We start from the raw sequence: 12,147 nt of genomic DNA, 5'->3' as shown, positions 1-12,147 counted from the left end.
TTCCTCGCCCCACGGGCTACCGTGGAGCAAGAGGCGTGCGCGGAGCGCGCTGAGGGGCGCCGCTCGAGCGCACGCCTCGTCGCCGAGGAGGTGGGTAGCCCATGGCTGCCCAGCGCGTCGCCGGTCGGGCCGAGAAGAGGGTCCGGGGCACAGGATCACCCCTCGGAGGCGCGATCGCCCTGCTGCGCGCGGGCCCGCGACTGACCGCTGCCCGCGTGCTCTCGGTCCTGGCCCTCGCCCTGATGCTCGTCCAGTCTCTTCTGGGACTGCTCGTGCCTGGCCTGTACCCCGAGCAGGGCTGGGCGGTAGCCGCACTACGCGGCAATGACCTCGTGACGCTGGCAGTCATCGTGCCCGCGCTCGCGCTGAGCTTGTACCTCAGCGCAACCCGCGCCTCGGCCACGTCGGTCGCCGTGTGGCTCGGCCTGCTCTTCTACGGGATCTGCAACTACGCCTACTACGCCTTCGGCGCCGCGTTCAGCGACGTCTTCCTCCTTCACGTCGCCGCCGTCTCGGCCTCGACGTACGCCCTGATCCTGCTCGGGTCGAGCCTCCAGGTCGAAGCCGTGGCCGCTCGGATGCGCACCGGCCCGGCAGCACGGGTGGTCGCGGCCTTCACGACGCTGCTCGGGGCGGGGCTCGTCGCCGCTCGGGGGACCCTGTCGGTCCGGTTCGCCGTGACCGGCCTGCTGCCTACGACGGTCTCTGGGGGCACAATTCCGACGCACGTTGTCAGGCGCTCATCACGGCAACAGCGGTGTCGGGTCGTCTGACGCTCAAGGCCTCGCAACGCGAAGGACCTGCCAGTCCTCAGATGCCCTCACGGTCCCCACTGAGCCGGTCCGGGATTCCGTCTGAACGGCGACTTCCGGCGTCCTGCCAGAGCACCGGTGTCACGACTGGTCCACCGGTTTCACTGGCTCTCAGGCGGCCACATCACGTGAAGCCCTTACGGCCTGGGCCGGTATCGCAGGGCGACCGCACCCGACCGGAACTCTTGACGATCCACCAGCTCGAGCTGGACGCGCTCGCGCAGACCGGCGAGCAACGTCGGCCCGTGTCCGGCAAGGACCGGCTGCACGACGAACGCGTACTCGTCGATCAGTCCCAGATCTGCCAACGCCAGGGGAAGCGTCACGCCACCCACGAACAGCCCCCCGCCTGGCTCCTGCTTGAGCCGCTGAACCGCGTGCCCCACGTCGCCTCGCACCAGCTCGGCATTCCAGTCGACCCCGCTCAGCGTGCCCGACACGACGTGCTTCTTCGTCCGGTTGATGGTCTCGGCGAAAGGGATCTGCCACTCATCCATCCAGTCAGGCCAGGTGCCCGTGGCCGGCTGCCGCCACGCCGACTCCATCATCTCGTAGGTCACCCGGCCGAACAGCAGGGCATCGGCTCGTTCCAGTTCAGCGGTCCAGTAGCGCATCGACTGCTCGTCCGGGGGTAGCCCCGCCTCGTGATGGCAGCAGCCGTCGAGTGTGACGTTGATCGAGTATCGGAGTGGTCTCATCTCGTTGCTCTCCCTTGAGGCGCGCAGCCCGTCTTCACCGGACCGTACTCAAACTCCCCCGGGCGGGCCACCAACGATGTTCAGGGGCCGCCAGCTCCGCCCCACGATCGGAATCGGCCGTACACAGGGCTGAGGGAGAGTGGGCCACCCGTTGCCGCCCTCCCGCCTGGGTTGACCGATGCCCTACAGCCCGAACGTGTGCCACTCGCCTTCGGAAACCACCTCGACAGAGTCGCCGATGACCTTGATGGCGGTCTGCTCGTCGATGACATAGGCCGGGCCGCCGATCTCAGCGGCCCACTGCTCCGCGTCCGCAAGGGTGTTCGTCGGAAAAGCGTTCAAGTGAGGGAAGATCGCGAACTCCACGAGCCCCAGCGTCCGATCGTCACTGGCCGCCGGCCACTTGACGAAGTCCGAACCGATTCGGGGTGCCATGACCATGCTCCCGGCGCTCACTCCGACCCAGGTCGTGTCGGGCAGGGAGGACAGCTGGTCGACCAGGCCGGATTGCCGCAGCCAGTGACACAGGTACGCGGCATCGCCGCCGTCGACGAGCAGGACGTCGGCCTCACGGATCCATTCGACCCATCGCTCCGTGCCGATGGTGGGTAGGGCGGTGAGCTCGAGGACACCCACGGACTTCCACCCCAGCGAGGTCATGGCGTCTCCCGGGTCCCCGCCCGTGACGAATCTGTGCACCGACCGCGGCCCGCACATGGGGTGCCCCCATTGGGCGGTCGGGATGCAGAGCGCGGCAGACTCGGAGATCGGCTTGCCCAGCATGCCGACGAGCGCATCGCGGATGCTGGTGTTCGTGACGCCGCCCGAGGTGAGAAGCAGCTTCATCGCTGGGGCTCCTTGGCATGGCTCGACTCTGGGGCAACGAACGGGCCGGCGGAGGCGCCCCGGACGTTGACGGGTGTCGACACCGTACACACAGACCGGCGGTCGGCCGGAACCATGCAGGGTGACGCCCGCTTCGCTCACGTCTGCGTGCCGACCGGCTCGGACGCGCGGCCGAGGCTGGCACCCAGCGTGGCGGCATACGTGCCCACCCAGCGGCGGACGTGCTCCCCCTGGTCGGCGACCTCGCTCTCGAGCAGCGCCACGGCGGGCGCGGGCACGTCGGCGCCGAGCTCGACGAGGAGGTCGTGCAGCGCGGTCGCGACGGCGTCGCGGTGGGCGGGCGCGCCGGCGATCGCCACCGGCACCGCCGCGACCCCCACGAGGTCGCCTTGGCTCAGCTGGTCGAGAAAGAGCTTGAGCAGCCCGCTGTAGGTCGCCTTGTACGTCGGGGTCGCCACGACGAGCAGCCCGGCGCGCCTCACGACACCGAACGGGTCCTCGACGGGAGCCGATGCCCGCGCCACCTCGGCCCCGAAGGTGACGCCGACCGCCTCGCCCAGCTCGATGACGACGGGCACCCCCAGGCGTATGCCGTCCGGTGCGGCTCGTCCGTCCGCCTCCACCGTCTCGGCGAGCGAACGCACGACGAGGTCCGCAAGCGCTCGCGTGCGCGAGCCGACCCGCGGGTTGCCGACGAGCTCGACGACCTCGACCGCCGTGCCGACGGCTGCAGCCGCCGCCGTCACGCGCTGGCCCCGACGCCGGTCCTCAAGGGCTCGGTCGACGCGCCGTGAGCGGCCGAGACCCCTGTCCCCCAGTTGGATGCGGACCGTGCTGCACCCAGGCCGAGGTGATCCCGGAGGGTGGCACCCTCGGCGTAGTCGCGCCGCAGGACGCCGCGCTCCTGCAGCAGCGGCACCACCCGGTCGGCGAACTCGTCGAGTCCGCCCGGGGTGATGTGCGGGACGAGGATGAAGCCGTCACTGACCTCGGTCGCGACGGCGTCCTCGAGCGCGCGGGCCACGGTCTCCGGTGAGCCGACGAAGGTCTGGCGACCGGTCAGCTCGATGACGACCTCGCGGATGCTGAGCCCCTTGGCCTCGGCCACGGCTCGGTAGCGGGCCGCCTCGGCCGCGGGGTCACCGACCTGCCGGGCACGGCCGCGGACGATCGAGGACGCCTCGGAGACGATCGGGTCGACGGTCGGCAGCGGGCCGTCGGGGTCGTAGTCGGACAGGTCGCGGTTCCAGACCTGCTCGAGCAGGAGGATCGCCGTCTGCGGGCTCACCTGCTGGCGCCGCACCTCGGCCGCCCGGGCGACGGCCTCGGCATCGGTGTCACCGAGCACGAACGTGGCAGCCGGGAGGATCTTGAGGGCGTCGGGCCGCCGACCGTAGCGCTCGAGCCGGCCCTTGACGTCGCGGTAGAACTCGCGCGCGCCGTCCCCGGTGGAATGGCGGCTGAAGATGGCGTCCGCACTGCGCGCTGCGAGCTCGCGACCGTCGCTCGAGTCGCCGGCCTGCAGGACGACCGGATGGACCTGTGGGCTCCGGGGCACGCTGAAGCGGCCGGCGACGTCGAAGTGCTTGCCGCGGTGCTCGAAGGTCCCCGCGGAGGCATCGGCCAGGAAGTCGGCCCCGTCCGCCCGCACCGCGTCGACCGGCCAGGAGTCCCACAGCTCGCGGGCCGTCGCGATGAACTCCTCGGCGCGCTCGTAACGCTCGGCGTGCGGGAGGAACCCTCCACGCCGGAAGTTCTCACCCGTGAAGGCGTCGGAGCTCGTGACGACGTTCCACGCGGCGCGTCCTCCGGACAGGTGGTCGAGGGTCGCGAACTGGCGCGCGACCTCGTAGGGCTCGTTGAACGTCGTGTTGATCGTGCCGGCGAGACCGAGGTGCTGCGTCACCGCAGCCAGCGCGGCGAGGACGGTGAACGTGTCGGGCCGGCCGACGACGTCGAGGTCGTGGATCCGACCGCGTTGCTCGCGCAGCCGCAGCCCCTCCGCGAGGAAGAGGAAGTCGAACCGGCCGCGCTCGGCCGTCTGCGCGAAGTGGGTGAACGACGACAGGTCGATGTGGCTACCCGAGGCAGGGTCGCTCCACACCGTCGTGTTGTTGACCCCCGGGAAGTGGGCGCCGAGGATGACCTGCTTGCGGTGCTGCGTCATGGGAGCTCCCTTCTCACGCCGACGCGGCGGCGTAGCGGTTCACGGCGACGGGCAGGCCGAGGCGCTTGCGCAGCGTGCCGGGGTCGTATGCCGTCCGGAAGGCCCCAGCGCGCTGGAGCGCGGGCACGAGCTCGTCCACGACGGCGACGAGGTCGTCGACGACGACGGCCGGACGCAGCCGGAAGCCGTCGTAGCCGGCGTCGTGCCAACGGAGCAGGAGCGACGCGAGGTCGGCAGCGGTGCCGGTGAAGACGTGGGCGTCCGACCTGAAGGGCGACCCCGCGGCCTCGTCGAGCCGGCGTCGCCGGGTCCGGGCGATCTCTGTCGTGCTCCCCAGGACCACGACGAGGTCGGCGAAGACCGTGAGGGGATGGGTGTCGCGCCCGACCCGCGCCTCTGCTCCTCGGACCTCGCCGAGGATGCTCGCGGCCTGCTCGTCGTCGTGCGGCGTCACGAAGACGACGTCCGCCGACCGGGCCGCCAGCTCGTACGGAGTCGTCTGGTGCGCCAGGGCGGTGACGACGGGCTGCCCCTGTGGCGGTCGCGGGGTGATCGACGGGCCGCGGACGCTGAAGTGCCGGCCCTCGAAGTCGACGTGGTGCAGCCGGTCCCGGTCGACGAAGCGCCCGGTCGTGACGTCGCGGATCTCGGCGTCGTCCTCCCAGCTGTCCCAGAGCCGCCGGACGACCTCGACGTGGTCGGCAGCCTCGTCGAAGCGATCGCGCACGGCAGCGCGGCCCTCGGGGGTGGACGCGAAGTCCCGTCGGATCGCGGGGAGGGTGCGACGACCGACGTTGCCGGTCTCGCCGGGTGTGCCACCCACCTGCACCCGCCAGCCGGCACGACCGTGGCTCACGTGGTCGAGGGTGGCGACGGCCTTGGAGACGTGGAACGGCTCGGTGTGGCTCGTCGTGACGGTCGGGACGAGGCCGACGTGTCGCGTCAGGGGGGCGACCGTGGCTGCGACGAGGAGCGCGTCGAGCCGCCCGCGCACCTGGTCGGTGCGCGTGTCGACGTCGTCGGAGAAGGGGTCCACCGACTGGAGATCGAGACTGTCCTCGATCGTCACGAAGTCGAGCAGGCCCCGCTCCGCCGTGGAGGTGAGGTCGGCCCAGTAGCGGGCGGTGAGGAGGTCGTCCGGCCGCGCGCCCTTCTCGCGCCACGCTGCCGGGTGCCATCCCGCACCGTCGAGGGCGACGGCGAGGTGGATCTGCGCGGCGTTCGGAGTGAGGCCAGTCACCAGTCGACTCCCTTCTGCTGCAGCTCGATGGGACTGAGGCTCCTGCCGGTGAGCGCGTACGTCGTCATCTCGGTGAGGCGCGGGGAGTACACGTGCAGGCTCACCGCCGGGTCCGGGCCCTCGTTGCTCACGTGGTGCACGTAGCGACGTCCGAACGTGCGCTGCTGGCCGGCCCGTAGACGGCCGACGTCCTCACCGACCTGCGGGGTCCGGTCGGGACCGTCCAGATCGGCGACGCGCTCGCTCAGCTGTCCTTGCAGGACGACGAACGAGCCGGCGCACTGCCCGTGGTCGTGCCACTCCGTCCCCTGGCCGGGGAGCCAGGTGAGCAGCCAGGCCTCGTGGTCGGGCTCGGCGGCGATCCGGGCGTAGTAGCGGCTGATCGGGTCGAAGTCGACGAGGCCGGCCCAGAGGGCACGGTCGCCCGCGAGGCGCCGAGCCGTCTCCGCGAGGTTGACGGCGATCCGTGGTGCGAACGTCGATGGCGTCCCGGTGCCGGGCGCAGAGAGCGTGGTGAGGGTGGTGGTCCGGTCGGGGCGGGTGCGCAGAGGCATGGCAAGGCTCCTGAAGGTGTGAGGGTGGGTCGAGACGGACTACGGGGACGCCGCACGCCACAGCCGGGCCCAGTCGGGCCGCCGACGCTGCGCATGCGGTCGTCTGGTCGTCAGTCCCGACAGAGGGCGCTGCTCACCCGGGAGAGGTCGACGTGCCGGCGGCGGTGAGCCCACAGGGCGTGGCCGCGGGATCGGCGTTCGGTGGTGTGCGTCATGGGAACCCTTGTGTCCGTGGGGCCCTCGTCGAGCCCGCGCTTGCGTCGAGCGGGAGGACGACGCCTGGTCCTCACCCGGGGCACCCCGCCGCGGAGGAGGGTTGCCGCCCAGCAAGCCGGGGCTTGTCGCTGGGACTCATGACCTGCAGAGACGATAACATACTGATTTGGTAGGGATAGCTGGGCGACCACTCCCTGAGATGCCGCCGAGGCCGCGGACCGTCGGGTCCGTGGCCTCGGCGGGGCAAGGGCGGCGTCTAGAGCGGCGATCCTCGCCGGGTTCCTCGTCGTGACGCTGCTGCCCGCTGGTGACGTCAAGGACACCGCGTCAGCACTCGTCGACCCGGTGCTCGTCATCGTCCTGTCACTCATGGTGCTCCCGGCCCCGGTCGGCTTCGTCCGGACCATGCTGCGCGAGCTGCTCGAGATGAGGCCTCCCCCGAGATCGAGCAACCGGCCCGTGAGGCCGTCACCGAGCTGTGCGCCGGGATGGGCCTCGTGGAACCGGTCGTGCGGATGACGAGGACCGGGGGCGTCTCTACGTGGAGGTCGACACGTCGTCTCACCCGGCGAGTGGGACGTCGCCGACATCGACCGGCTGCGGACGGCCCTCACCGAGCGGCTGCACCGCCTGACCGTGGCCACCTGGATCAACGTCGAGCTCTCCTGCGACCCTGCCTGGCAGCAGGGCTGACGGGGTCACCAGATCGGTGCCGATCACCCACGGAGGGGGAATCGGCACGCCCGGCTCCCCCGGCACGATCGGGAGACGACCAGCCCGCCCACGAGGAAGATGAGGCCGCTGTGAACCCGGTGCTCGCGTTCGTCATCGTCATGCTCGTCTGGACCGTCAGCGACCTCGTCGCGAAGAAGACGAAGTCGCTGCTGTCCTCGCTCTTCGTCGCCTCGATCATCTTCTTCATCGGCTTCCTCACCGACATCTTCCCCGAGGACCTCCTCGCGAGCTCGAGCCTGCTCGCGCTCGCCGGTGTCGTCGTCGGCTTCGTCATCGTCCACCTCGGCACCATGATCAGCCTCGACGACTTCAAGAAGCAGTGGAAGACGCTGCTCGTCGGCATCGCCACCGTCATCGGCATCGGACTTGCCCTGCTGCTGGCCGGATTCATCTTCGGGCCCCGGATCTCGGGCTCCGCGGCCGACGGCTATGCGCAGGCTCTCGACTTCGTGATCGCCGGCACCGGCGCCTTGAGCGGCGGCACCATCTCGGTCCTCATCGTCCAGGAGGCGGCCCTCGGCGTCGGCCTGACGAGCATCGCCGTCTTCCCCGTCCTCATCGCCGCGCTCCAGGGGCTCATCGGCTTCCCGCTCACCTCGATCATCCTGCGCCGCGAGGCCGCCCGGCTCAAGGAGGAGTACCGAGCGGGCACGCTGGCGCCGGTGGTGGCCGCGGGGGCCGCCGCCGCCAGCAGCGGGGGCGATGGCGGCGGCAGCAAGGGCGACGCCGGCAGCAGCGGGGGCGACGCCACGCCACCCGCCGAGCCCGTCCCGGAGACGAAGCTGCCCGCCGCCCTCCGCACGACGGCCGGCACCCTCTTCATCGTCGGGGTGGTCGTGCTCATCAGTCTGGGCATCAACAACGTCACCGACGGCATCCTCAACACGTTCGTCGTGGCCCTGCTCTTCGGCATCGGCCTGCGCACGACGGGGATCTTCAAGCCGTCGGTCCTGTCGGGCATCGACGCCTTCGGTCTCATGATGATCGCCATCATGATCCTCGTCTTCGGACCCCTGGCGACGGTGAAGCCCAGCGACGTTTCAGCGCTGGCCGTGCCGCTGCTCATCGCCTTCGCCTTCGGGATCGTCGGGATCGCGGGCTTCTCGGCTCTCGTCGGCAAGCTGCTCGGCTACAGCGTGTCGATGTCCGTCGCGATCGGGCTCACCTCGCTCTACGGCTTCCCGGGCACGATGATCCTGTCCCAGGAGGCCGCCAAGGGAGCCGGAGAGACCCCCGAGGAGGTGGCCGCGATCGAGAACGAGATCCTGCCCAAGATGATCGTCGCCGGCTTCTCGACCGTGACGATCACGTCGGTCATCATCACGAGCATCATCGCCGGCCGGATCGGTGGCGGCTGAGCCGTCGCGCTCCTGCTCCGGTCCCGGTCAGGGGGCCATCGCGGCATACCCGGTGGCGTCGTGGATCGCCAGCCCGGCGTACGTCGCAGAGGCGCTCGCGCCGGCGTTCACCTGGGCCAGCTGCGCCTCCATCGCGGTGCGGGTCCAGCCGTAGAACGTCTGCTTCGTGTCGACGGCCGTCGCGCCGAGGTAGTTCGTCTCCTGGCCGAGGCGCACGGGCTTGCCGAGCGCGGCGCCGGCGGCGAGCGCGGGGGTCGCGACGTCGAGCGTCCCGTCCGTGCCGGCCGCGGTGTTGCGGTAGGACATCACCGTGACGCCGGCCGTGCGCTTCATGATCTCGCGGTCGAGGGTCGAGGCCGCCCCCGTGGAGGCGACGGCGTGGATCGTGTTGAACCAGAAGGGGATGTCGGCCTCGATGGGGTACGTGCCGGCGTTGGCCTTGAGCTTGTCGAGCAGCGCGAGGTACGTGCTGACGACGGTGGCCTGGTCGGTGCCCCAGGCGGAGGTCGAGTAGGGCTCGACGTCGACGTGGATGCCCGTGAAGAGGCCCGAGCTCTTGGCCGGCTTGAGCCAGTAGGTGACGACCCACGTCGGGTTGTCGACCCAGCCGGGGTCGCCCCCGAGCGCATCCACCCGGATGCCGGCAGCGCGGGCCCGGTCGCTCAGCGCCTTGATGTTCGGCAGCTGGCTCGAGGTGGCGAGGTTCGGCGGGACGGCGACGAAGAGCTGGTCGATGCCGGCGCTCACGGCGAGGTCGACGGTGGCCGCGGGGGTGCTCGTGTCCCACACCCACATGGCCCGAGTGTCCTTCGCCGCGGACGCGACGGCGGTCACCGTCCCGGCCCGGGGCGCTGCCGCGGCACCCGGAGCCAGGGCGACCAGCGCGGCAGCCGAGCCCGCCAGCGCGAGAGCCGCGGCGACGAGGCGGGTGGCGCGGGCACGAGGGGTGCTGAACATGTGAGAGCTCCGTGACGAAGGGCGGGGACCAGCCCTCCGAATTGTCCGGATTGCTCAAGACTCGCGCAGGCGTTTCGCAAGATTGCCGCAAGTTTCGCAAAACACCCTCTGGCCCCCCCACGCCGAACCCACCCGAACCGTCAGGCAGGGTCCGGCTGGGCGCGCTCGACGAGGATCGCCAGGCGCCGGAGCGCCTCCCGGTTGCGGCGGTCGAGCAGCACGTCGCGCACCGGCTTCGGGACGAGCAGCCCGGGCCCCTTCGTCGCGTCCTCCTCCATCGTCACCTCGGTGTCGGCCCCGCTCGCGCGGCAGGTGATCCGAACGACGCCCTCACCGGACGGCCACGCACGCACCGTCAGCTCGAGCAGGTCTGGCCGCTCACAGCGCCGCACGGTCGTCGTGTCGTCGATGAGGAGCGGCCAGGCGCCGACGGAGTGGTGGATGTGCGTCTCCGGTGCCGGCCAGCCGGGAGTCACGTCGCGCACGCGGGAGGCGCCGACGACCCACTGGCTGTAGCTCCACCCGTCGGCGAGGACGTCGAAGACCGCCTCCGGTGTGCCGTGGACGGTCCGTGTCGTGGTGCTCATGTGCGCCTCCAGGGCAGTTGGATCTTGTGGTGCCACAGGGCAGCCCGTGCGGCATTCGCGCCACAGGCACCGTGGACGCCGCCGCCGGGATGGGCCGAGGCGGACGCGAGGTAGAGGCCCTGGACCGGCGTCTCGGCACGACCGGAGCCGGCGACGGGCCGGAAGACGAGCTGCTGCTGGAGTCCCGCAGTGCCGCCGTTGATGGCTCCCCCGACGAGGTTGGCGTCCCGGGCCTCGAGCTCGCGCGGACCGAGGACTCGTCTCGCCGTGATGCGGTCACGGAACCCGGGTGCCCGATCCTCGATGCGCTGCTCGATGCGTTCGGCCATCGCCTCGAGGTCACCCTCGTCCCACGTGCCGCGCACCTCGCGGACCGTCGGCCGGCCGGCTGCCGCGTCACCCCGAACCCGTTGGGGCACATGGGTGTACGCCCAGAGAGCCTCTCCCCCGGTCGGCACTCTCGAGGCATCGGCGACGCCCATCTGGCCGACGAGGAGGAAGGGCTTGTCGGGCACGAGCCCGGCAGCCACCTGTCCCCCGGTGAGCGTCATCTCGTCCATCGAGTCCGCGACGTGGACCGTGCCGGGAGCCGCAGCAGGTGCGCCCTGCCACGGGACCGGTCGGTCGAGCGCCCAGTCGACCTTGACGGTGGAGGGGTCCCATTCGAATCGCGCCATCCGGTGGCGCAGTCGTGGCGGCAGGACACCCCACGGCACGAGTCCCCCGTAGAGGGCGGGCGCCGACACGTCGGCGAGGACGGCGCGGCGTACGTGGATCTCGCGTGACGCGGTCCGCACCGCGACCGCGCGACCGCCCTGAACGCGTACGCCCTCGGCTCGCTCGCCGAGGCAGAGCTCGCCTCCCTGCGACTCGAGCCGACCCACCATGGCCGCCGCCAGGCGGCCGGCCCCGCCGCGTGGGACGGGGAAGCCGACGGACTGGCCCAGCAACGCGAGGAGCAGGCCCATGGCCGCCGAACCCGGCGACTCGAGACCGATGTCGGCGTGTCCGGCGTTGCCGGCCACGAGCATCCGTGCCGCCTCCCCGCGGAAGAGCCGCTCCGTCAGGCTGCGGGCCGGCATCGTCATCTCGCGCAGCAGCTCCAGGCCGCCCGGTCGGAGCACCTGACGGGCCAGGCCGGCACCACCGCGCACGGGTGGGAAGGGGCTGAGGAGTCCACGCAGCACGTCGTCGCCAACGCGGTCCCACGTCTCGCAGAGGGCCAGCCACGCCTCGCCGTCGCCGGGTGCGTCCTCGTCGAGCGCCGAGGCGGTGGCCGCCCGGTCCCGGTGCAGCACCCCCCACCGGCCGTCACCGAAGGAGTGGCCGAGGACGGACGGGGCGTGCGACCACTCGAGCCCGTGCTCCTCGAGACTGAGCCCGCGGATCGTCGGCGACGCAGCGGCCAGGGGGTAGAAGGAGCTGAAGGTGTCGTGCACGTGCCGGGGCGCGACGGCGTCGTCGCTGGCCACCGCTCCCCCCGGCCGGTCCTGCTCCTCGAGCACGACGACCGACCATCCGGCGTCGACGAGGAGGTTGGCCGCCACGAGCCCGTTTGGTCCGCTGCCGATGACCACTGCATCCGTCGTCGTCACGCTGCCCCTTCGTCCGCCTCCTGCTCGTCGTACCCCGTGCAGGGCTGTACGAACCCATGAGCGGCGTCCCGGATGCGTGGGCAGGTGGGTAAGACAGAGCTGGACGTCCCGGGGCCGAACCCTCGTCTGCAGCACCCACCCTCTCGAAGGAGTGCCCATGTCCACTGACGCCATCGTCCTGCTCAAGCAGGACCACAAAGACGTGCGCGAGCAGTTCCGCGCCTTCCGCAAGGCCGGCCAGACCGCGGTCCAGAAGCAGAAGGTCGTCGACACGATCCTCGAGCTGCTGACCGTGCACACCTACATCGAGAACGAGGTCATGTACCCCCGCGTCCGGGCGTTGCTGCCCGACCTCGAGGACGACGTGCTCGAGTCGTACGAG

General features: G+C 71.2%; 13 protein-coding genes and 1 riboswitch. Of the genes, 4 read left to right on the top strand and 9 right to left on the bottom strand.

Going from position 1 to position 12,147, the window contains the following annotated elements; genetic code table 11:
• Nucleotides 1-101: 101 nt before the first annotated feature.
• Nucleotides 102-773 (top strand): hypothetical protein, encoded by a 672-nt coding sequence (locus AB4Y83_RS21330; protein WP_442298091.1) that lies wholly within the window; start codon nt 102-104, stop codon nt 771-773.
• Nucleotides 774-949: 176 nt separating this feature from the next.
• Here AB4Y83_RS21330 and AB4Y83_RS21325 read toward each other — a convergent pair whose 3' ends face one another.
• The 6 genes from AB4Y83_RS21325 to AB4Y83_RS21300 all read right to left on the bottom strand — a co-directional run bounded on the left by AB4Y83_RS21325 (nt 950) and on the right by AB4Y83_RS21300 (nt 6,317).
• Nucleotides 950-1,510, bottom strand: coding sequence for a dihydrofolate reductase family protein (locus AB4Y83_RS21325; RefSeq protein WP_442277044.1), 561 nt, complete (start codon nt 1,508-1,510; stop codon nt 950-952).
• A 183-nt stretch (nt 1,511-1,693) separates the two neighbouring features.
• A complete protein-coding gene (locus tag AB4Y83_RS21320; protein ID WP_442298090.1) occupies nt 1,694-2,356 on the bottom strand; it encodes a Type 1 glutamine amidotransferase-like domain-containing protein in 663 nt (220 codons plus the stop codon).
• Nucleotides 2,357-2,493: 137 nt separating this feature from the next.
• Nucleotides 2,494-3,102 carry an NADPH-dependent FMN reductase gene (locus AB4Y83_RS21315; protein ID WP_442277046.1) on the bottom strand — a complete coding sequence of 203 codons (609 nt, stop codon included), beginning with the start codon at nt 3,100-3,102 and terminating at the stop codon, nt 2,494-2,496.
• Nucleotides 3,099-4,523, bottom strand: coding sequence for an NtaA/DmoA family FMN-dependent monooxygenase (locus tag AB4Y83_RS21310; protein ID WP_442298089.1), 1,425 nt, complete (start codon nt 4,521-4,523; stop codon nt 3,099-3,101). The genes AB4Y83_RS21315 and AB4Y83_RS21310 overlap by 4 nt, the downstream gene beginning before the upstream one ends.
• A gap of 13 nt (nt 4,524-4,536) precedes the next feature.
• Nucleotides 4,537-5,763: an LLM class flavin-dependent oxidoreductase gene (locus AB4Y83_RS21305; protein ID WP_442277048.1), complete on the bottom strand. Its 1,227-nt coding sequence runs from the start codon at nt 5,761-5,763 to the stop codon at nt 4,537-4,539.
• Complete coding sequence (locus tag AB4Y83_RS21300; RefSeq protein ID WP_442277049.1) at nt 5,760-6,317, bottom strand: cysteine dioxygenase; 558 nt, start codon at nt 6,315-6,317, stop codon at nt 5,760-5,762. Before AB4Y83_RS21300 ends, AB4Y83_RS21305 begins: the two co-directional genes overlap by 4 nt.
• 246 nt (nt 6,318-6,563) lie before the next feature.
• Nucleotides 6,564-6,676, bottom strand: a riboswitch (SAM riboswitch).
• 145 nt (nt 6,677-6,821) lie between these two features.
• Here AB4Y83_RS21300 and AB4Y83_RS21295 point away from each other — a divergent pair.
• Together AB4Y83_RS21295 and AB4Y83_RS21290 are read left to right on the top strand one after the other, a co-directional pair.
• Nucleotides 6,822-7,052: a hypothetical protein gene (locus AB4Y83_RS21295; RefSeq protein ID WP_442298088.1), complete on the top strand. Its 231-nt coding sequence runs from the start codon at nt 6,822-6,824 to the stop codon at nt 7,050-7,052.
• A gap of 284 nt (nt 7,053-7,336) precedes the next feature.
• Nucleotides 7,337-8,626, top strand: a complete 1,290-nt coding sequence (locus AB4Y83_RS21290) for a hypothetical protein (RefSeq protein WP_442277051.1) — start codon at nt 7,337-7,339, stop codon at nt 8,624-8,626.
• A 27-nt stretch (nt 8,627-8,653) separates the two neighbouring features.
• On the opposite strand, the gene AB4Y83_RS21285 is transcribed toward AB4Y83_RS21290, so the two are convergent.
• The 3 genes from AB4Y83_RS21285 to AB4Y83_RS21275 form a co-directional block, all read right to left on the bottom strand.
• Entirely contained in the window at nt 8,654-9,583 is a 930-nt protein-coding gene (locus AB4Y83_RS21285) for a hypothetical protein (RefSeq protein ID WP_442277052.1), read from the bottom strand.
• Nucleotides 9,584-9,723: 140 nt separating this feature from the next.
• On the bottom strand, nt 9,724-10,170 hold the full coding sequence (locus AB4Y83_RS21280; protein WP_442277053.1) for an SRPBCC family protein: 447 nt from the start codon (nt 10,168-10,170) through the stop codon (nt 9,724-9,726).
• Nucleotides 10,167-11,765 (bottom strand): phytoene desaturase family protein, encoded by a 1,599-nt coding sequence (locus tag AB4Y83_RS21275; protein ID WP_442298087.1) that lies wholly within the window; start codon nt 11,763-11,765, stop codon nt 10,167-10,169. The genes AB4Y83_RS21280 and AB4Y83_RS21275 overlap by 4 nt, the downstream gene beginning before the upstream one ends.
• Nucleotides 11,766-11,922: 157 nt before the next feature.
• Between AB4Y83_RS21275 and AB4Y83_RS21270 the strand changes: the two genes are divergently transcribed.
• On the top strand, nt 11,923-12,147 hold a 225-nt coding region (locus AB4Y83_RS21270; protein ID WP_442298086.1), incomplete at its 3' end, for a hemerythrin domain-containing protein.

The sequence above is a fragment of the Terrabacter sp. RAF57 genome, assembly GCF_052113925.1.
Taxonomy (GTDB): domain Bacteria; phylum Actinomycetota; class Actinomycetes; order Actinomycetales; family Dermatophilaceae; genus Terrabacter.
This window is presented reverse-complemented; position numbering and strand designations above follow the sequence as displayed.

Excerpts from the sequence above, each read along its gene's own strand:
- AB4Y83_RS21330 (WP_442298091.1), top strand. The coding sequence starts at position 102 with ATGGCTGCCCAGCGCGTCGCCGGTCGGGCCGAGAAGAGGGTCCGGGGC.
- AB4Y83_RS21325 (WP_442277044.1), bottom strand. The coding sequence starts at position 1,510 with ATGAGACCACTCCGATACTCGATCAACGTCACACTCGACGGCTGCTGC.
- AB4Y83_RS21320 (WP_442298090.1), bottom strand. The coding sequence starts at position 2,356 with ATGAAGCTGCTTCTCACCTCGGGCGGCGTCACGAACACCAGCATCCGC.
- AB4Y83_RS21310 (WP_442298089.1), bottom strand. The coding sequence starts at position 4,523 with ATGACGCAGCACCGCAAGCAGGTCATCCTCGGCGCCCACTTCCCGGGG.
- AB4Y83_RS21300 (WP_442277049.1), bottom strand. The coding sequence starts at position 6,317 with ATGCCTCTGCGCACCCGCCCCGACCGGACCACCACCCTCACCACGCTC.
- AB4Y83_RS21285 (WP_442277052.1), bottom strand. The coding sequence starts at position 9,583 with ATGTTCAGCACCCCTCGTGCCCGCGCCACCCGCCTCGTCGCCGCGGCT.
- AB4Y83_RS21280 (WP_442277053.1), bottom strand. The coding sequence starts at position 10,170 with ATGAGCACCACGACACGGACCGTCCACGGCACACCGGAGGCGGTCTTC.